Raw genomic sequence first — 20,388 nt, forward strand, 5'->3', positions numbered from 1 at the left:
CACTTGTATAGTTACTAATGCATCTATAATTGATGAAGAGGGAAAAGAAAAAGGACAGCTATTTTTCAAAAAAAAGCCAAGTTTTGGACTTATAAAGAATATTGTAAAGAATAATTTCATAGGCTGTACAATGGCTTTTGTTAATAATAAAATTCCTATACTTCCTTTTCCTAAAAACTTACCTATGCATGATTGGTTTATAGGGTTACGACATATTATAAAAGGAAAAGTTAAATATATAAACGAGCCTTTAATATACTACAGAAGGCATTCTCAAAATGTCACTAAAGAAAAAAGCTCAAATATTATAAATATTATCAAATGGAGATTTAATATCATTATTTCATTATTATTTTTCAAAAAATGAAACTTTCAGCATCCATAGTTCTATATAACACAAAAACAGAAGACCTTAAAAGGGTTATAAATAGCTATTTTTCTTACAAAGGAGAAAAACAACTTTTCTTAATAGATAATTCTCCTACTGATAGGCTTAAAGAAATAGTAAAAGTGTATCCTAATAATAATATCTATTACATTTTTAATAATGAAAATATGGGATATGGCAAGGCTCATAATATTGCTATAAAAAAAAGTATAGAGCAGAATTTACCTTATCATATTATTTTAAATCCTGATATTATTATTGAGAAAGATGTATTAGAAAAGCTTGCTAATTATATGGAACTACATCCAGAAGTAGGAAATATAATGCCTAAGATTATTTATCCTGATGGGGAGCTACAATATTTGTGTAAACTTCTTCCCTCTCCTATTGATCTTATATTTAGACGTTTTATCCCTATTAAAAAATGGAAAGATGCTATAAACAGAAAGTATGAACTACACTCTTTCGGGTATGATAAAATAATGAATATTCCTAATCTTTCTGGCTGTTTTATGTTTTTACGTACTGAAGCACTTAAAAAAGTAGGGCTCTTTGATGAAAATATTTTTATGTATTTAGAAGATATTGATTTAAACAGAAGGATTTTTTCAAAATATAAAACAATCTATTATCCTGATGCTACTGTTATCCATGAACATCAGAAAGAATCCTATAAAAATAAAAAACTCTTAAAAGTCCATATACAATCTGCTATTTATTATTTTAATAAATATGGTTGGTTTTTTGATAAAGAGAGAACTAACATTAATAGAAATGTTTTAAGAGAACTAGAAAAACTAAAATAAATTTCGTACCTTTGCACAAACAAATCACTAATGGCAAAAAAAGCACTCATTACAGGAATTACAGGACAGGATGGTGCCTATCTCGCTGAATACCTACTAAAAAAAGGTTATGAAGTACATGGTATGAAGCGCCGTTCATCCCTATTTAACACAGATCGCATTGACCATCTGTATCAAGATCCGCATTTGGAAAACCGCAATCTTATCTTGCACTATGGCGACCTTACCGATAGTATGAATATTACGCGCCTTATCCAAGAGGTACAACCTGATGAAATTTACAACTTAGCCGCTATGAGCCACGTTCATGTGAGCTTCCAGACCCCTGAGTATGTAGGTAATGCCGATGGTTTGGGTACCTTGCGTATATTAGAAGCAGTACGCTTACTAGGGCTCACTGAGAAAACACGTATCTATCAGGCTTCAACCTCCGAGTTATATGGATTGGTTCAAGAAGTACCTCAGAGTGAAAAAACTCCTTTCTATCCTCGTTCACCCTATGCAGTAGCTAAACTTTATGCTTATTGGATTACGGTAAATTATCGCGAGGCTTATAAAATGCACGCTTCTAATGGTATCCTATTCAACCACGAATCGCCTATCCGTGGGGAAACTTTCGTAACACGTAAGGTAACCCGCGCCCTAAGCCGTGTGGCCTTGGGGATGCAGGAACGTTTCTATATGGGAAATTTAAGCTCTCAGCGTGACTGGGGGCATGCCAAGGATTACATCAAGGCCATGTACCTTATCTTACAACAAGACACTCCTTCAGACTATGTAATTGCTACAGGTATCACTACCGCTATCCGCGATTTTATTGCTTTGGCAGGAAAGGAAATAGGCCTTACCATAGAGTTCAAAGGAGAGGGCACTGAGGAAAAAGGATACATCACCGCGGTAGACAAAGCAACATTCTCTGAAAAAGTAGGTGAAAAATACCTTCCTCATATAGAAGAAAAAATAGCCAAAAACGAAGCTGTAGTATTGGTGGATCCTCAGTATTTCCGCCCTACTGAAGTGGATTTGCTTATAGGTAATCCTACTAAATCACAAACAGTTTTAGGTTGGAAGCCTGAGTATGATCTCAAAGCATTAGTAGAAGATATGATGCGTTCCGATATTAAGCTCTTCAAACGAGATGCTTATCTCAAAGAAGGAGGTTTTACAATTATGAATTATTTCGAATAAATAATAACTACATGGAACTCACACAAAAGCTCAAGCAAATTTTTATAAGTGATTTGGAAAAATACTCCCCCTATATGGAGAGGGATTTGACAAAATTGCTTATGAATATCTCTATCCCTTATCTTAATAATAAGGGGGTGGAGGATGTTGTTGCCTTTTGTTTTGAGTATGACCATGAGGATCTGATAACTTCCTTTTGGGCACTAGGGGAAAAGGATGAAATTATCTCTGAGATACTCCAGCTTCCTACAGAAAGGGATGAAAAGCACTTCCCCTCAGATAAGTTTGTTGTAGAGGAGGAAGACCTAGAAGACCTTCTGTACGAAACAGAGTTGGAGGAAAACGAGATTGAGGATCTACTTATCGAATACAGACAGGAAAAGCAGGCTATCTTTACCAACTGGTTTATAGCACGTTGGAAAAATGTTACAGAACAGCTTAATATTACTATTGATGCCTATTTTTCAAAACTCAACGCTTTCTATAAGACAGACCTCAACACCTTAGAACCTATCAGCTGGGAGGAAATTCAAGAAAAATATGCAAATCCAGACAATGAAATATAATAACTTATCATTGATGAAAACATTTACTCACATCATTTGTTTAGGTTGGCTTGCACTTTGTGGTTCTTTTTCAGTAAATGCACAAACAAAAGGGCATTTTTCTGATAAAAGACTACAAGCTGACACCTCTAAAGCTGGTTGTGATGGACCTTATATCTTTTATGAAAAAGAAAAAGCTATCATAAAGCAAGTTATTGAGAAGAATGGGCAACCTACAAATATAAGTGAAGAACTAGCATACCCCATTGCTGGCAAAAAACTTAAATGTTATGTGAATGACAAAGAGTCTTTTACTTTCAAGGTTCAGGAACTATTACAAAACCAGCCTTCTGTATATGCAATGCCTGAGAAACTTATTGCTATTTCAGATATAGAAGGATGCTTTAAGGAATTTAAAGACTTTCTGATTGCCAATAAGGTAATGGACAAACACTACAAATGGACTTTCGGTAAAGGTCATTTGGTTACTGTTGGTGATTTCTTTGACCGTGGTTTGCAAGTAACCCAAACGCTTTGGCTCATTTATTCCTTAGAAGAACAAGCTAAGAAAGCAGGAGGAAAGGTGCATTTTATCCTTGGAAACCATGATCTTATGAATATGAATAATGACTTCCGATATGTTCGTAAGAAGTACCTTGAGAATGCAAAACTTATCGGACAAGAATATTTTGATTTCTACAAACCTAATACCGAATTGGGGCGATGGTTAGCTACTAAAAATATTTTAGAGAAAATAGGAGACTATATCTTTGTTCATGCAGGTATTTCCAAAGAGGTGAGTGATCTGAATATGGGGGTTGAGGGTATCAATATGTATGCTAGAGGGTACTATTTCCATAACAGAGAGGCGGCATTGGGAGCTGATCCCGTAGGAAAAACAATCTATATGTTTGGTAAAAGTCCCATGTGGTATCGTGGTTACGGAAAGGAAACCACTGATAAAGCAGAATTTGCAGCTATTGCCCAAAATATGAAGGCTAAGAAATTTGTTATCGGACATACAGTTCATGAATCCGTCACTTATCTTATGGATAGGCAAGTTATTGACCTTGATGTACTCCATGCCAAAGGAATTACCCAGTGGCTGCTTATAGAAAATGGACAGGAATATATGATAGATATTCATGGACAGAAGTCAGCTATCAAGGATCAAGCCAAAGAAGTTGATGATTAATTGTTTAATAATCTATTACTCTGAACTATAAAGATCAATTTGGAATACTATTTTGGTTATTCTAAGTTGATTTTTTCAATAATATTACATTACTATGAACAAAAATGCAAAAATTTATGTAGCTGGACACCGAGGCTTAGTAGGGTCAGCTATATGGAAAAACCTTAAAAGCAAGGGCTATACCAACCTTATTGGATGTACTCATACTGAATTGGACTTGCGCAATACCGAAGCTGTTAAAGCTTTCTTTAAAAAAGAAAAACCCGAATATGTATTCCTAGCAGCTGCTAAAGTGGGGGGTATCATGGCCAATAATACCTACCGCGCAGATTTCATTTATGAGAATCTCATGATTCAGAATAATGTGATCCATGCCGCCTATGAAAATGGAGTAAAGAAGCTCCTTTTCTTGGGTAGTACTTGCATCTACCCAAAGGAAGCTCCTCAGCCTATGCCTGAAGATTGCCTACTTACCTCACCTCTAGAATATACAAATGAGCCTTATGCCATTGCAAAGATTGCAGGTATCAAGATGTGTGAGAGCTATAACTTACAGTATGGTACTAATTTTATCTCAGTAATGCCTACCAATCTCTATGGACCTAATGATAATTTTGATTTAGAGCGCTCTCACGTACTTCCTGCTATGATTCGAAAGATACATTTAGCCAAGGCACTCCTCGAAGATGATTGGCTGAGTATTAAAGAAGACCTCAACAAACGTCCTATCGAGGGATATATCACAGGAGAGAACAAACAGGAGGATATTATCAATATACTTGCCAAATATGGAGTATCAAAAGATAAAGTAGTACTCTGGGGTACTGGTACGCCACTTAGGGAATTCCTATGGAGTGAGGACATGGCCGATGCTTGTGTATTTATTATGGAACGTATCAACTTTAAGGATACCTATATTGCTGATAACAAGGAAGTACGTAACACTCATATTAATATAGGAACAGGCATTGATCTAAGTATCAAAGCCCTTTCCGAACTGATTCGTGAAACTATTGGTTACAATGGAACAATAGAATTCGACAGCTCCAAACCCGATGGCACCATGAAAAAGCTCACCGACCCTACCAAGCTACACAATTTGGGTTGGAAACATACCGTTTCCTTAGAAAAGGGCGTTAAGATGATGTACGAACATTACCTCAAATGAAATTCCAATTAGTATCCGATTTTAAACCTATGGGCGACCAGCCTACTGCTATTGCCTCTTTGGTCAATGGTATCAATGATCAAGAGAAATACCAAACACTCTTAGGGGTTACCGGCTCTGGGAAGACCTTTACCATTGCCAATGTGGTGGAGCAGGTACAGGTACCTACCTTGGTCTTGGCGCATAACAAAACGCTTGCCGCTCAGCTTTATAGTGAGTTTAAGGCTTTCTTCCCGAACAATGCTGTGGAGTACTTCGTATCCTATTATGACTACTACCAGCCTGAAGCGTATATCCCTGTTACTGGGGTGTATATAGAGAAGGATTTGTCTATCAATGAGGATATTGAGCGAATGCGTCTCAGTACTACCTCTGCCCTACTCTCTGGCCGCCGTGATGTGCTCGTGGTGGCTTCTGTGTCCTGCCTGTATGGTATCGGAAACCCCTTGGAGTTTCAGAAGAATGTCATTTCTATAGAAGAGGGGCAAACGCTCACCCGTACCAAGTTTATGCATCAACTCGTACAAAGCCTATACGCACGCACTACGGCTGACTTCCTTCATGGGAATTTCAGAGTAAAGGGGGATGTTATCGATGTCTTCCCTGGATATAGCGAAACACCTATTCGGGTACATTTCTTCGGGAATGAAATCGAACTAATAGAATCCTTTGATCGTGAGACGAATAAGACCATAGAACGCTTGGAGAAGCTCAATATTTACCCAGCCAATATGTTCGTCACCTCTCCTGATGTGTTGCAGGCCGCTATTCGTGATATCCAAGATGACTTGGTCAAGCAAATAGAGTTCTTTCAATCGGTAGGGAAAACCTTGGAAGCAAAGCGTTTGGAAGAACGTACTAATTTTGACTTAGAGATGATACGTGAGCTCGGCTACTGCTCTGGGATAGAAAACTATTCGCGCTACTTGGACAGGCGACCCGCTGGAAGTCGCCCCTTCTGCCTGATAGATTATTTCCCTAAGGACTTTCTTATGGTGATAGATGAGAGCCACGCTACCGTTCCCCAAGTACGCGCTATGTATGGGGGCGACAGGAGCAGAAAAGAGAACTTGGTAGAGTATGGTTTCCGACTTCCTGCAGCGATGGACAACCGTCCGCTTAAGTTTGAAGAGTTCGAAGCACTACAAAATCAGGTGATCTATGTGAGTGCTACCCCCGCAGACTACGAATTGCAGAAGTGCGGAGGCGTATATGTGGAACAGGTCATTCGCCCTACTGGTTTGCTCGACCCTAAGATAGAGGTACGCCCTAGCAAAAACCAAATAGATGACCTCTTGGAAGAGATACAAAAGTGTGTAGAAGAAGACCAACGTGTACTGGTAACCACCCTTACCAAGCGTATGGCGGAGGAGCTAACCAAGTACCTAACAAAGATGGAGGTACGTTGCCGCTATGTGCATAGTGACGTGGATACGCTGGAGCGTATTGAGATTATGCAAGACCTTAGAAAAGGGCTTTTTGATGTACTTATAGGAGTGAACCTACTCAGGGAAGGATTAGACCTCCCAGAAGTATCCTTGGTAGCTATCTTGGATGCTGATAAGGAGGGCTTTTTGCGCTCGGCTCGTTCTATGACACAAACGGTAGGACGCGCTGCCCGTAATATAGACGGACGTGCGATTATGTATGCTGACAAAATCACCGACAGTATGCGCGTAACCATTGACGAAACTGCCTACCGAAGGGAAAAGCAGATGAACTATAACCTCACCTACGGCATCACTCCTCAGCCTCTCCATAAAAAGATAGAGAATCCACTCAGCAAAAGCCCTATTACGGAATTTCATTACGAGAATACCCCGAAAAAGAAAGAACACTCCCCTACCAAACCTATGAGCAGAGGAGAACTCGAGAAAGAAATACAACAAACTCGCAAACTGATGGAAGCCGCTTCCAAAGAATTGGACTTCATTCAAGCAGCACACTATCGAGACCTACTCAAGGAGCTTCAGGAAAAGCTTCAAGAAAGCTCCTTATAGGCATTGTGTATCAGCAAATAATCAGCAAGCACCAAGGCAGACATCGCCTCTACGATGGGTACCGCACGAGGTACTACACAGGGGTCGTGTCTGCCTTTTCCTTGGAACTGCACCACCTCCCCTGCCCTATTGATCGTCTCTTGCTCCTGCATAAGGGTTGCCACTGGCTTGAAGGCTACACGGAAATAAATATCCATTCCATTGGAAATGCCCCCTTGTATGCCCCCTGAGTAGTTGGTACGAGTCGTGCCATCAGGTAGGAATATATCATTATTTTGGCTACCTCTTTTTCTAGTAGAGGCGAATCCCCCTCCGTACTCAAATCCCTTTACGGCATTAATAGAGAGCATTGCTTTTCCTAACTCAGCGTGCAGGCGATCGAAAACGGGTTCGCCCAGTCCCACAGGTACACCTTGTATGACACAAGAAACAATCCCTCCTACGGTATCTCCGTCCTTGCGTACCTCTTTTATATAGGCTTCCATTTGCGCTGCTAATACGGGATCTGGACAGCGCACAGGATTCTTTTCTATTTGGGAAAAATCAAGCTGACTATAATCCTCTTCAGGTAATGATAACTCTCCTACGGCTGATACATAGGCCGTAATTTTTATGCCTTTCAGAAACTGCTTGGCAATGGCTCCCGCTACTACGCGAACGGCTGTTTCCCGTGCAGAACTACGTCCGCCCCCACGATGGTCGCGCAAGCCATATTTCTGCTCATATACATAATCCGCATGAGAGGGACGATATAGCTCCCTCAAGTGGTCATAGTCCTGAGAATGTTGTTGGGTATTCGCTATGATAAACCCAATAGGTACTCCTGTGGTTTTTCCCTCAAAGATACCCGAAAGAAACTGCACCTTATCAGCTTCCTTTCGTTGGGTTACGATAGCCGATTGCCCAGGCCGACGCCTATCAAGCTCTCTTTGTATTTCTTCGAAGTCCAATGCGATTCCCGCAGGGCAACCATCAATCACGCCACCTATAGCCTCTCCGTGCGATTCACCAAAAGTAGTGAGCCTAAAAAGATGCCCAAATGTATTTCCTGCCATAATACTGTTTTTATTCAGATAGTTTTTTGTCCATGTAGGCAATGTACAAAGATACGTCTTTCCTACAAAATAGTCAATAGAAAAACACTATTTTCTTTACAAAATAAGGTTCAGTTAAAAAAGAGCCTTATCAATATGCTTTGCAATAAATTGCTTTTCTTCCTCAATCATAGGATCCAACTTTTCAATAGGATAAGCTTCTGAGCCGCCTCTAATTTTCATATATTTAAGTATATTATATTGGAGGTAATGATGATGAATCTCTGCCTTAATATCATTGCGTTTTATTGCATTTTCTATTTCTTCCGTATGTAATAGAGATCCATTTAGCACCCTATCCAATATTCTCTTAGATTTACGTTGTTGAGCTTCATCTCCTCTTTCAAATACTAGAGTCATTTTGTCCATAAGGGCTTTAGCTTTTTGAAATTCTTTCCTCTCTTGATATATGAAGTATTCCAATATCAGAACATCTCTCACTTTTTCCCAGATAAGCATATCCCCTGTAAACTCTATTTTATCAATTATACTAGAGGTTTGTAAAGCTAATTCTGCATTTCCCAATACTTCTAATAATATTGCCAATGTTTTTATACTCTGTATGGTATCTACATTCTCTAAATTAGCATTCGTCTTTCTTATAAATTCAATATTTTTTGTAAATACGTCCTGAGGATAAGATTGTAATATCCTATTTAAAATATCTTCTAGTTGTGTGTCCATTCTTTTATCATTTAATTTCTTATTAGTAAGCTTATTTTTTATTTTCAAAATAGGGCTTTAAGTATGCAAAAGTATGATTACACATTGTACACACCACATTTACAGTTACAATTATGCAAACAATTCAGAAAAATCTAACTGAGAGGCATCATCTGTGTTAGGGAGGGTTGCTACTTTTTCCAATTGCAAAAGAAAAGCGTATCCCTCTCGGAATTTTTCTTCCTTTTCTACTTCTTTTTTCCTCAGACCTATTATATTTACTTTGTATTTCCCATTAGCAATAGGATACTTAGCTGCCTTATAAGCTATCTGTTTTTCTCCCTCATAGGTGAGATAATAATAGGTTTCTATGGCAGTACATCCCTCCAAGTCCTTGTAATTCCACGCTTCCAATTGCTCAAAGCTAACTACCCAAAGCGCCCCATCCTTTATTTCCAAACAAAATGTCTCTTTAGTAGGAATAAAATCCCATTCCTCAAGAGTTTGCCTATTATCACCTATTGTAAAGAAAACTTGGTAATAGTACGAATGAATATGAGAGATAGGAATAAAAGCCCCTTTTGCTGCAAATTCATAAAAGAGAGGAGGGTTCTTATCGAAATAAGAGAGCATTTTTTTAGAACGAATCTTATGCTCCTTGCATTGTTCGTGGAATAGTTGCGCCGAAATAATAGCTATACCATATCCGCTGGAGCTTATGGGCTTATCTGTCTGTATCATTGGCTTTATTATTCTTATATTAAAAAGTTAAGAGCTACTTTGTATTTGCTAAAATATAATCTCCTATACTACCAAACACTTTTAAACCCTCTTTCTACAAATTTTTTCTTTAGCTCCCTTGTCATCAGCTTCTTTTTATCAGGAGTTTTACAATCTGAAAGTTCGAGATTGACCAAGTTCGGGAGCTCTAAAATCGCCTCTGCGTTAGTTACATTCTTACCATACATTAGCGTAATTTCCTTTATCTGAGGAACCTCCAAGAAGGCACTACAATCCGTATCACAATAGGTTGAGTTGATCCAAATAGTTTGTAACCTTTTTAATATGCCAATACCCTTAAAAGTAAAAGAATCTTTTGTACACCATAGATTTAGGCTTTCTAAAGTATTACTAAAAGGAGCTAAAGATTCAAAAAGAGGTACTTTTACAGGACCCAATTTTAAATGCTTTATAGTAGAAAATGTCTGTAACTGCTTCAAGAAATAACCTTTATCATCATTGTGAAACTCTACAAATTCTAAATTAGGAAATTGCTCTGGTGAGAGCTGAATATACTCTTCTATAGATTTGGCACTTGATAGGTGAAGTATCCTTAAAAAAAGTAGATTTTCTAACTTCAAATCCTTTAGGAGTTTCTCTTTTTGAAAAATCTTTTTATTTCTTTTAAAAAAGTCATTAAACGCACTTTCATTTATAATCTTCAAACTTCTCAAAGACTTTGGAAATGGCAACAATTGAACCTTTTCCATATAAATAGCAGGAAGCGATAGTGTATGCAGGGAGGTCATTCTTCCTAACTCCCTTTGTAATGCCTCAAAACTACGCCCTTCAGAATAACTTACTTTTAAATAATGTATTTTGCTCAGCACCTCAAGAGGAATCGGCTTATCTATATCTATGAGTTGATAATAATTTTTATGCCCCTCTTCATAGTACTCTTGCTGTGTTTCTAAGCAATAAACATTCTCTATGTCAAAATCACTCGGAATTGACTTATACTTTTTTGTAATTTTACTTATTATAAGCATATCTATGTAATTCTCTTGTTTGTATTATACTAAGTTCTCTTTATATAAAAAAGGAAATTCTTTACTAACTTTATCCCTCTATCGGTATGATAGTAACTTCATAAAGCTGCTCAAAAAGCCGTTCTACATAGCTGGCTTCAGCCTTGCGTACCTCTATAAGGAGCGTACAGTTCAGTTCTAAGGTCTGGGAAAGAACAGTCAGGTTTCTATCCTTGATGATTTTCATCACCTTATTCATATCCTTATAATCAAAGACAATCTGGTAAGTAAGGTCAATGGTGCGTTCCTCTATCTCAGCTTCTTGTAGGGTGAGCTGAGCGGTAGTTTTGTAGGCAGTAATAAGTCCACTCACCCCCAACTTGATCCCACCAAAGTAGCGCACTACAATCAGTAGAACATTAGTTACCTCAAAGGATTGTATCTGCCTGTAAATAGGCAGCCCTGCCGTGCCGCTGGGTTCGCCATCGTCATTCGCTCTATAGGTAAATTGCTCTTTGCCCAACTGATAGGCATAGCACCAATGCCGCGCAGAAAAGTGTTCTTTCTTAACCGCCTCCAAGTGCATTTTTACTTCCTCTTCGGTAGTAATAGGGTACAAATAACCTATAAACTTACTGCTTTTATCCTTATAGATAATATCGGTAACGGGTTGAGTGATGGTTTTATAGGTGTCTGTCATGGGAAGTGAAGAATGATTAGTGAGAATAAAGTGCAAAGATATAAAAAACAACCCCTATATTACTATAGGGGCTCCTTTAGATGTTTTCACAACGGAATAATCCTTATTGTGAGTTGCTTTCAAATATGGGACAAAGGTACAATATTTTCTCTAAATAACAAATTAAAATATGGATTTTTTTATTAATTTTGTAGCATATTTAAATACCATAAAAGATGAAAAAGAGAAAACATATTTTAGGATTAGACTTGGGTACCACTTCTATTGGTTTTTCCCATATTATAGAAGATGAAGACCGAGAAAAATCAACTATTGAGGATATTGGAGTCCGTATTATTCCTCTAAGTGCAGATGAGTTATCTAATTTTGAAAGAGGAAAAACTATTAGTACTAATGCCGATAGAACACTCAAACATGGAGCAAGAATAAACCTTGACCGCTATCAACTAAGGAGAAGGTATCTTATTGAATTATCACTTCAAGCAGGTCTTATTAATTCTTCTACGATCTTAGCTGAAGATGGGAAAAACACCACCCACTCTACTTGGCAATTGAGAGCTAAAGCTGCTGTTGAACGCATCGAAAAAGATGAATTAGCAAGAGTTTTCCTTGCTATTAATAAAAAGCGAGGTTATAAAAGCAGTAGAAAAGTTAAAAATAAAGAAGACGGACAGATAATAGATGGAATGGATATTGCCAAACGTCTATATGATGAAGACTTAACACCTGGTCAATTGGCATTACAGTTGTTCAAGGAAGGGAAGAAACAGCTTCCCGACTTCTATCATTCAGACTTACAAAAGGAATTTGAACGTATTTGGAATTTTCAAAAGGAATTCTTTCCTGATATCTTAACAGAAGATCTTTACAAGGCTTTGCAAGGAAAGAACAAAAAGGATTCCTCAAGTATTTTTTATAACTATTATCATTTTAATACTGCTGAAAATAGAGGTACTAAGGAAAAAACTCGCTTGCAAGCAGATCGCTGGAGAGCAGATGCGCTTTCCAAGAAGCTCTCAAAAGAGGAAGTTGCCTATGTATTAGCCGAAATCAATAACAATTTGAACAATGCAAATAACTATCTAGGGAATATTTCAGATAGAAGTAAGGAACTCTATTTCAATAAGCAAACAATAGGACAATTTTTATATGCAAAACTGAAAGAAAATAAACATTATAGCCTTAAAAACCAAGTATTTTACCGACAAGACTATTTAGACGAATTTGAACGTATTTGGGAAACACAAGCTCGTTTCCACAAAGAACTTACAGAGGATTTGAAAAAACAGATCCGAGATACTATAATTTTCTATCAACGCAGACTTAAATCACAAAAGGGATTGATCTCTCTTTGTGAATTTGAAAATAAAGAGATTACTATTGAAAAAGAAGGAAAAACTGTCACTAAGCAGATTGGAGTTCGCGTCATTCCCAAATCATCTCCCCTATTTCAAGAATTCAAAATTTGGCAAATCCTCAATAATGTTGTTTGTAAAAAGAAAGGAACTCGAAAAAAGAAAGCTGTTACACCTGCTCCTTTGCTTTTTGAATTATTCGGCACACCCTCTGAAACATTCTTTAGCTTAGATATGGAGTGTAAGCAACTTCTTTTTGAGGAACTTAACCTAAAAGGCAACCTAAAAGCAGATAAAGTAATCCGTTTATTAGGTTATATTCCTCAAGAATGGGAAATCAATTACAATCAGTTAGAAGGAAATAGAACTCAAAAATCACTTTATGAGGCTTATTTGAAGATTATTGAGATAGAGGGGTATGATATAAAGACCTTTTTGAGAATAAAATCAGATAAAGAGGATTGGTATTTAGAAGAATCTCCTCTTTCTGCAAAGGAAATAAGAGAAAATATACAACATATTTTTGAAACATTAGGTATCAGTACAGCAATACTATATTTTGATGCTACTCTACCTATTAAAGACTTTGAAAAACAGGCTTCTTATCAACTTTGGCATTTACTCTATTCTTATGAAAGTGATAATTCTCCCTCTGGTAATGAAACACTTTACAAATTATTACAAGATAAATTCGGTTTCAAAAGAGAACATGCTGTGTTTCTTTCAAACATATCATTTCAAGATGATTATGGTAGTCTCTCGGCGAAAGCCATTCGTAAAATATATCCTTATATAAAGGAGAACCAATATAGTACTGCTTGTGAATTAGCAGGATATAGGCACTCCAAACTTTCTTTAACAAAAGAAGAACTGAATAATAGGCCACTAAAAGACCTAATTTCTCCACTAAAGAAGAATAGTTTAAGAAATCCTGTTGTAGAAAAAGGTCTCAACCAAATGATTAATGTCGTAAATGCATTAATAGAAAAAAATAGTGAGAAGGATGCTGAAGGAAACATCATTAAGTACTTCCATTTTGATGAAATTCGTATAGAATTAGCCCGTGAACTAAAGAAAAATGCACAAGAACGAGCTGAAATGACCCTAAATATAAAGAATGCTACCATAGAACAAGAAAAGGTTAAGAGTATACTTATCTCAGATTTTGGCATCAAAAATCCTACTAAAAATGATATCACTCGTTATCGATTATATCAAGAGTTAGCTCATAATGGCTATAAGGATCTATATACCAATACCTATATTCCTAAAGAACTATTGTTTAGTAAGAATATTGATATTGAACATATCATTCCTAAAGCAAGAGTGTTTGATGATAGTTTCTCAAATAAGACATTAGCTTACAGAGATTTCAATCTCAAAAAAGGAGAAAATACAGCTTTTGATTTTATAGATTCTTCTTTAGGTGAAGAAGAACTTAACCAATATATTGCAAGAGTAGAAAATGCCTTTAAAACTAAAAACATTTCAGCTACCAAGTATAGAAATTTACTAAAAAAAGCAACCGAAATTAACGACGGCTTTATCAACAGAGACTTGAGAGAAACTCAATATATAGCCAAAAAGGCGAAGGAGCTACTTTTCCAAATAACTAGAAGTGTTGTTAGCACATCAGGAAGTATTACTGATAGGTTACGTGAAGATTGGGGGCTAATAGATATCATGAAAGAACTAAACATGCCTAAATACAGGGATTTAGGACTTACTGAAATAATAGAGCGTAGAGATGGTAGAAAAGTAGAAGTGATAAAAGAGTGGACAAAGCGTAATGACCATCGTCATCATGCTATGGATGCGCTTACTGTTGCCTTTACCAAACCCTCTTATATACAATATCTCAATCATCTGAATGCTCGAAAAGATGAAAACAATAAACTATATGCTGATATTTTAGGTATAGAAAGAAAAGAAACTACTAAAATACACGATGAAAATGGTAATGAAAAAAGGGTTTTCATAGAACCAATACCAGGTTTTAGACAAATAGCTAAAAAACATTTAGAAGAAATACTCATTTCTCATAAAACAAAGAATAAAGTAGTTACCAAAAGTATAAATAAGATAGTTGGTACAAATAAAAAACAAGAAACACTTACACCACGAGGGCAACTACATAAAGAAACTATATATGGCAAATATCATTATTATAGTAATAAAGAAGAAAAGATAGGCTCAAAATTTGATAAAGAAACTATTTCAAAAGTATCTAATCCTATTTATCGATATGCGTTACAAAAAAGATTAGAAGCAAATGAAAATAATCCTAAAAAGGCATTTACAGGAAAGAATGCTCTTTCTAAGAATCCTATCTATTTGGATGATGCTAAAACTAAAATTTTACCTGAGAAAGTAAATCTTACTTATTTAGAAGAAGACTATAGCATTCGCAAAAACATTTCTCCTGATAATTTCAAAGATTTGATATCTATTGAAAAAATAGTAGATGAAGGTATAAAGCGTATCCTTAAAGAAAGACTTAAAACCTATAACAATGACCCTAAAAAAGCCTTTGCTGATTTAGATAAGAATCCTATTTGGCTCAACAAAGAGAAAGGAATTTCAATCAAGCGAGTTACTATCAGTGGTGTAAAGAATGCTCAAGCCTTACATAGTAAGAAAGATCACCTAGGAAAACCTATCTTAGACAAAGAAGGGCAAGAGATCCCTGTAGATTTTGTAAGTACAGGTAATAACCACCATGTTGCCATTTATCGTGATCAAAAAGGAAATTTGCAAGAACAAATCGTCTCCTTCTTTGAAGCTGTTGTGCGTGCTCAGCAAGGACTTCCTATCATAGATAAAACTTACAAACAAGAAGAAGGTTGGCAATTCTTATTCACCATGAAACAGAATGAGATGTTTGTATTCCCTAACGAAATAACTGGATTTAACCCTTCTGAAATAGACCTATTAGACCCAAAAAATAAGAAATTAATAAGTCCAAACTTGTTTAGAGTACAAAAAATATCTATTAAGGATTATTTCTTCAGACATCATTTGGAAACAAATGTGGAGACTAATAATATTTTGAAAGATATCACTTGGAAGCGAGGAGGATTATCTCTTTTAAAAGGTATTATAAAAGTTCGTATTAATCATTTAGGAAATATAGTAAGTATTGGAGAATACTAAATATTGAACATTAAACAATTGAATCATATAAGCTATGTTATACCGTTCTATTTATATAGGTAACCCAGCTTATTTGAAGCTGAAAGACAAACAATTAAAGGTTACTGACCCTGAAAGTAAAGAAGAAAAAGGTAGTATTCCTATAGAAGATATAGGACTACTGATGCTTGACCATTACCAAATCACTCTCTCCCACCAGCTGATACAGGAACTGATGAAAAACAATGTAATCCTTATCAGCTGTGATGAGCGGCACCTCCCCTTGGCAAGGAGAATGCCGAGGTACATATCAAGTGTGTCAAGCAATGGTTACCTCCTTACAGGAAAGTAGCCATACTGACTATTACTGACAAGTAATTTGGAGGAATAGAGATCTTCTATTGTCAGACGAAGAAAGATCCACCTAAAGATTGTATTCAGCTCACTCTTTTTTAAATTTTAGAAAGCGAAAAACCTTCCTTTTTATTCCTAAGATAGAATAAAAGAGAAGGTTTTTTCTTTTTGAACTTTTGCGATAACCAACAGACAATCAATTTCTTTTAAAGATTGAGATTGTTTGAGATCACAAAGTTACGAATTTGAAAGCAACTCACAATTAAAGTCTCCTCCGTGAAGAGTGGTAATGTGTTGTTTGAGATCACAAAGTCACGAATTTGAAAGCAACTCACAACAGCTTTTGGTTTTTAAGGTACAAGTACGGAGTTGTTTGAGATCACAAAGTTACTACAAAAAAGTGAAATGCGGAAAGATATAGTGATAGAATTGAGTTACAAGGGTTTCAGTTGTGCTTCCGATTATTCGTGAAGCCATCGCAATCACCCCTAAAGCCAAATCAGGACGCCGCTACGTTACTTGTCCGTAACCATGCCCGAAAAGGCGACAAACGGACACGGATAACGAAACAAGGCGTTAAGGATTAGTGAGTTATTGACAACCCACGCAACAAATCCGGTTACGGAAAAAGATTGCGCCGTTCCTCCCCGTTTTGCGTACCGGCGACGGACTCTTCACCGACTAATTTTGAACCTAAAAAAATTAAGGACGATGAAGAGTACATTTTCAGTAATCTACTACCTCAAACGTCAGGTAGTGAAAAAGGACGGGACAGTACCCGTCATGGGACGCATCACGGTGGACGGCAGCCAGACGCAGTTCAGTTGCAAACTGACCGTCGATCCCAAGCTGTGGGACACCAAAGGGGGACGTGTCACGGGCAGAAGCACGGCGGCACTCGAAACGAACCGCATGCTCGACAAGATGCGTGTGCGCATCAACAGACATTATCAGGAAATCATGGAGCGTGACAATTTCGTCACGGCGGAGAAGGTCAAGAACGCCTTTCTCGGACTGGAACACCGCTACCACACGCTGATGCAGGTGTTCCGCCAGCACAACGAGGACTACGAGAAACAGGTGGAGGCTGGCATGAAAGCCAAAGGCACGCTCCTGAAGTACAAGACCGTTTACAAGCACCTGCAAGAATTCCTCACCATCCGCTACCGCGTGAAGGACATCGCGCTGAAAGAGCTTACGCCCGCTTTCATCTCCGACTTCGAGATGTTCCTACGCACGGACAAGCACTGCTGCACCAATACCGTGTGGCTGTATGTCTGCCCCTTGCGGACGATGGTGTTCATCGCCATCAACAACGAGTGGCTCACACGCGACCCGTTCCGGGAGTATGAAATCAAGAAGGAGGAAACGACACGCAGTTTCCTGACGAAAGAGGAAATCCGGCTGCTGATGGAGGGCAGGCTGAAAAACGCCAAGCAGGAGCTTTACCGCGACCTCTACCTGTTCTGCGCCTTCACGGGCTTGTCGTTCGCCGACATGCGCAACCTGACGGAAGAGAACATCCATACCTACTTCGACGAACACGAGTGGATAAACATCAACCGCCAGAAGACGGGCGTGGTGTCCAATATCCGCCTGCTCGACATCGCAAAGCGCATCATCGACAAATACCGGGGTCTGTGCGGGAACGGCAGGATTTTCCCCGTTCCCCACTACAACACGTGCCTTGCCGGAATCCGTTCCGTCGCCAAGCGTTGCGGTATCACCAAGCATATCACGTGGCATCAGAGCCGCCACACGGCAGCCACGACGGTGTTCCTCTCCAACGGCGTACCCATCGAAACGGTGAGTTCCATGCTGGGACACAAGAGCATAAAGACGACGCAGATATACGCGAAAATCACCAAAGAGAAGCTCAACCAAGACATGGAGAACCTTGCCGCAAGGTTGAACGGCATCGAGGAATTTTCATGTTGCACCATCTAAAAACAGAGAAGCCATGACACGAGGAACCATCATCATAGAGGACAACACGGTCAGCGTAACCGGTAACGAGATATGGATGACCGCCACAGAAATCGCCGGACTGTTCCACACGGGCGTCCCGGCTGTGAACGCCGCCATCAGAGCCGTCCGCAAGCCGGACGTGCTGAACGACTACGAGGTGTGCCGCTACATGCGGCTTGAAAACGGGCTGCACGCGGATGTTTACTCGCTTGAAATCATCATCCCCGTTGCCTTCCGGCTGAACACCTACCATGCACACGTGTTCCGCACGTGGCTGGTAGAGAAAGCACTCTCGAAGGAAAAGCGGCAGGCATACGTGATGTTCATACAGAACGGAAAAGCCGGGTATTGCTGAAAACGCAGAAGACATATAATAATAAGAATAAAAAGGAAACGGACAGCCCCGTGAAGGAGTTGCCCGTTTCCTTTTTTTTCATGCAGCCGCCTTATTCCATCGGCTTGCGGTAGTTCGCCTCCAGCAGCTCACGCAACCCCGATTCGGGGTAAAGCACCTTCCCTCCCAAAAGGATAAAGGGCAGCACCCTGTTGTTGCGGTACTCCTGCAAGGTGCGGCGGCTGACACGGAGCAGTTCCGCCACCTCCCTGTCCGTCAGGTAACGTTCCCCGTCCAACGGCGGGCGGTAACTTTCCAGAAAGGCGGAGAGCCATTTCGAGCCTTTGCGCATGTTCTGCACGACGGAGGCAAGCGGCTCGTCCTCCATTGTAAACACTTCATTGTTCTCGTTCATCATCATTTCGGATTCAGTGGGTTGTGAATAATAAAAATCAAATCATTTCCCGCAGGGATAGAGCGTGCCGACAAGCGGAATGAGCTTTTTGACCTCCTCCGGCTTGTAATAGAACCTGCGGTTAATCTGCGAGTAGCCGATAAGCCGCCTGTCACGCAAGGTCTGCAACGTGCGCGGGCTGATCCTCAACTGCCCGCAGACCTCCTCGCCCGTGAGCCACCTTTCCATCCGCCCGCCGTCGCTCCTGCGCCTCAGGGCGGCTACCTTCTCCGCGAGGGCGTTGAAGGACGCCACCATCATCTCGAAGGTCTTTTTCTCGATAGATACTATTTCCATAAGCAAAACATTTCAGAGTTTGCCGCAAAGGTAACGAAGCCGCCTTGAACACGTGCCGTTTCCCACTAAAAGGCAGCTTGTTGCGTCGTCTGTCCGGGTTACGGAGCCATTATCCGTAAAAATCTTACGTGAGCCACGTAGTGAGCTGTTAAAGCCCCTTTGGTTTATTGCCGAATTTTGTCGCAGAAACATAGCGCAAGCCGAGCGCAGCACGTCAAGCTCGCTTGAACGGTATGCCGAGGCGCAGCCTATGTTCATGCAAATAAACCAAAAGAAAGGACTGAATATGAAAGTGATAACGATGGAAAGTTCCGCCTTCACCGCATTGACGGAACAGATAGCCGAGATAGCGGCACACGTGCGTGCCGTTTCCGGCGGTAGGAAGGAAGAATCCCCCGACAGGCTGCTCACCACCCGCGAGGCGGCGCACCTGCTGAACGTGAGTTGCCGCACCCTCCAGCGCATGCGCAGCGAACAGCGCATCGCCTATGTCGTGCTGCGCGGCAAGTGCCGCTACCGGCAGTCTGAAATAGACCGCCTGCTCGAAGACAGCACCGTCACGGGCGAAGCCGCGACACCGGAACAGCTGAAACGCAACCACACGCTGCGCACGGGCGGCAGACCCAAAGGAAGGAGGACGTAGGACATGGAACTGCTTACCCGCAACAATTTCGAGAACTGGATGCAGAAGGTGATGGAACGGCTCGACCGTCAGGACGAGATGCTGCTCTCCATGCAGCCGTCCGGCAAAGCCCCGAACCCGATGAACGGGATCAGGCTTTTCGACAACCAAGACCTGTGCATGCTGCTCCAAATCAGCAAGCGCACCCTGCAACGCTACCGCAGCATCGGCGCGCTGCCTTACAAGACGCTCGGCAAAAAGACCTATTACAGCGAGGCGGACGTGCTGACGTTCCTCTCCGAACATGTAAAGGACTTCCGCAAGGAAGATATAGCCTTCTACAAGGCCCGTATCCATAATTTCTTTCAAAAATAACC

The 20,388-nt window shown here is 39.6% G+C and carries 18 protein-coding genes and 2 pseudogenes; 13 read left to right on the plus strand and 7 right to left on the minus strand.

Annotated features, from left to right (window positions below; translation table 11 throughout):
• The 7 genes and pseudogenes from Q0625_RS12700 to uvrB all read left to right on the plus strand — a co-directional run.
• Positions 1 to 367 (plus strand): annotated as a pseudogene (locus Q0625_RS12700) (glycosyltransferase family 2 protein); the annotation flags it as partial.
• Positions 364 to 1,194 carry a glycosyltransferase family 2 protein gene (locus tag Q0625_RS12705; RefSeq protein WP_298827993.1) on the plus strand — a complete coding sequence of 277 codons (831 nt, stop codon included), beginning with the start codon at positions 364 to 366 and terminating at the stop codon, positions 1,192 to 1,194. The pseudogene Q0625_RS12700 and the gene Q0625_RS12705, both read left to right, overlap by 4 nt.
• A gap of 30 nt (positions 1,195 to 1,224) precedes the next feature.
• A complete protein-coding gene (gmd, locus tag Q0625_RS12710) occupies positions 1,225 to 2,382 on the plus strand; it encodes a GDP-mannose 4,6-dehydratase (protein ID WP_298827996.1) in 1,158 nt (385 codons plus the stop codon).
• Between the two features lie 11 nt (positions 2,383 to 2,393).
• A complete protein-coding gene (locus tag Q0625_RS12715; protein WP_298827999.1) occupies positions 2,394 to 2,948 on the plus strand; it encodes a hypothetical protein in 555 nt (184 codons plus the stop codon).
• A 13-nt stretch (positions 2,949 to 2,961) separates the two neighbouring features.
• A complete protein-coding gene (locus Q0625_RS12720; protein ID WP_298828002.1) occupies positions 2,962 to 4,122 on the plus strand; it encodes a metallophosphoesterase in 1,161 nt (386 codons plus the stop codon).
• A gap of 94 nt (positions 4,123 to 4,216) precedes the next feature.
• A complete protein-coding gene (locus tag Q0625_RS12725; protein WP_298828005.1) occupies positions 4,217 to 5,290 on the plus strand; it encodes a GDP-L-fucose synthase in 1,074 nt (357 codons plus the stop codon).
• Positions 5,287 to 7,290 carry an excinuclease ABC subunit UvrB gene (gene uvrB, locus Q0625_RS12730; RefSeq protein WP_298828008.1) on the plus strand — a complete coding sequence of 668 codons (2,004 nt, stop codon included), beginning with the start codon at positions 5,287 to 5,289 and terminating at the stop codon, positions 7,288 to 7,290. The genes Q0625_RS12725 and uvrB overlap by 4 nt, the downstream gene beginning before the upstream one ends.
• Here uvrB and aroC read toward each other — a convergent pair.
• From aroC to Q0625_RS12755, 5 genes are all read right to left on the minus strand, one after another.
• Positions 7,272 to 8,345: a chorismate synthase gene (gene aroC / locus Q0625_RS12735; RefSeq protein ID WP_298828010.1), complete on the minus strand. Its 1,074-nt coding sequence runs from the start codon at positions 8,343 to 8,345 to the stop codon at positions 7,272 to 7,274. The genes uvrB and aroC overlap by 19 nt on opposite strands.
• Before the next feature lie 114 nt (positions 8,346 to 8,459).
• Positions 8,460 to 9,068, minus strand: a complete 609-nt coding sequence (locus Q0625_RS12740; protein ID WP_298828012.1) for a DUF6707 family protein — start codon at positions 9,066 to 9,068, stop codon at positions 8,460 to 8,462.
• 111 nt (positions 9,069 to 9,179) lie between these two features.
• The gene (locus tag Q0625_RS12745; RefSeq protein ID WP_298828015.1) at positions 9,180 to 9,788 is read right to left on the minus strand and encodes a hypothetical protein; all 609 of its coding nucleotides are present in this window, start codon (positions 9,786 to 9,788) and stop codon (positions 9,180 to 9,182) included.
• Between the two features lie 68 nt (positions 9,789 to 9,856).
• The gene (locus tag Q0625_RS12750) at positions 9,857 to 10,816 is read right to left on the minus strand and encodes a hypothetical protein (protein ID WP_298828018.1); all 960 of its coding nucleotides are present in this window, start codon (positions 10,814 to 10,816) and stop codon (positions 9,857 to 9,859) included.
• 70 nt (positions 10,817 to 10,886) lie between these two features.
• Positions 10,887 to 11,495 carry a YigZ family protein gene (locus Q0625_RS12755; RefSeq protein ID WP_298828022.1) on the minus strand — a complete coding sequence of 203 codons (609 nt, stop codon included), beginning with the start codon at positions 11,493 to 11,495 and terminating at the stop codon, positions 10,887 to 10,889.
• Positions 11,496 to 11,710: 215 nt separating this feature from the next.
• Between Q0625_RS12755 and cas9 the strand changes: the two genes are divergently transcribed.
• From cas9 to Q0625_RS12775, 4 genes and pseudogenes are all read left to right on the plus strand, one after another.
• Entirely contained in the window at positions 11,711 to 16,003 is a 4,293-nt protein-coding gene (gene cas9 / locus Q0625_RS12760; protein ID WP_298828024.1) for a type II CRISPR RNA-guided endonuclease Cas9, read from the plus strand.
• 34 nt (positions 16,004 to 16,037) lie between these two features.
• A pseudogene (locus Q0625_RS12765) lies at positions 16,038 to 16,268 on the plus strand (CRISPR-associated endonuclease Cas1); the annotation flags it as partial.
• 779 nt (positions 16,269 to 17,047) lie between these two features.
• Positions 17,048 to 18,283, plus strand: coding sequence for a site-specific integrase (locus tag Q0625_RS12770; protein ID WP_007366539.1), 1,236 nt, complete (start codon positions 17,048 to 17,050; stop codon positions 18,281 to 18,283).
• A gap of 13 nt (positions 18,284 to 18,296) precedes the next feature.
• Positions 18,297 to 18,659 (plus strand): hypothetical protein, encoded by a 363-nt coding sequence (locus Q0625_RS12775; RefSeq protein ID WP_007366538.1) that lies wholly within the window; start codon positions 18,297 to 18,299, stop codon positions 18,657 to 18,659.
• Between the two features lie 91 nt (positions 18,660 to 18,750).
• Here Q0625_RS12775 and Q0625_RS12780 read toward each other — a convergent pair whose 3' ends face one another.
• Together Q0625_RS12780 and Q0625_RS12785 are read right to left on the minus strand one after the other, a co-directional pair.
• The gene (locus Q0625_RS12780; protein WP_014224629.1) at positions 18,751 to 19,056 is read right to left on the minus strand and encodes a helix-turn-helix domain-containing protein; all 306 of its coding nucleotides are present in this window, start codon (positions 19,054 to 19,056) and stop codon (positions 18,751 to 18,753) included.
• 39 nt (positions 19,057 to 19,095) lie between these two features.
• On the minus strand, positions 19,096 to 19,395 hold the full coding sequence (locus tag Q0625_RS12785; protein ID WP_021311504.1) for a helix-turn-helix domain-containing protein: 300 nt from the start codon (positions 19,393 to 19,395) through the stop codon (positions 19,096 to 19,098).
• A 280-nt stretch (positions 19,396 to 19,675) separates the two neighbouring features.
• Between Q0625_RS12785 and Q0625_RS12790 the strand changes: the two genes are divergently transcribed.
• Together Q0625_RS12790 and Q0625_RS12795 are read left to right on the plus strand one after the other, a co-directional pair.
• On the plus strand, positions 19,676 to 20,032 hold the full coding sequence (locus Q0625_RS12790; RefSeq protein WP_028899572.1) for a helix-turn-helix domain-containing protein: 357 nt from the start codon (positions 19,676 to 19,678) through the stop codon (positions 20,030 to 20,032).
• 3 nt (positions 20,033 to 20,035) lie between these two features.
• Positions 20,036 to 20,386, plus strand: coding sequence for a helix-turn-helix domain-containing protein (locus Q0625_RS12795; RefSeq protein ID WP_007366534.1), 351 nt, complete (start codon positions 20,036 to 20,038; stop codon positions 20,384 to 20,386).
• The last annotated feature ends 2 nt before the right edge of the window (positions 20,387 to 20,388 follow it).

Source organism: uncultured Capnocytophaga sp., assembly GCF_938029845.1.
In the GTDB taxonomy this organism is placed as follows: Bacteria; Bacteroidota; Bacteroidia; order Flavobacteriales; family Flavobacteriaceae; genus Capnocytophaga.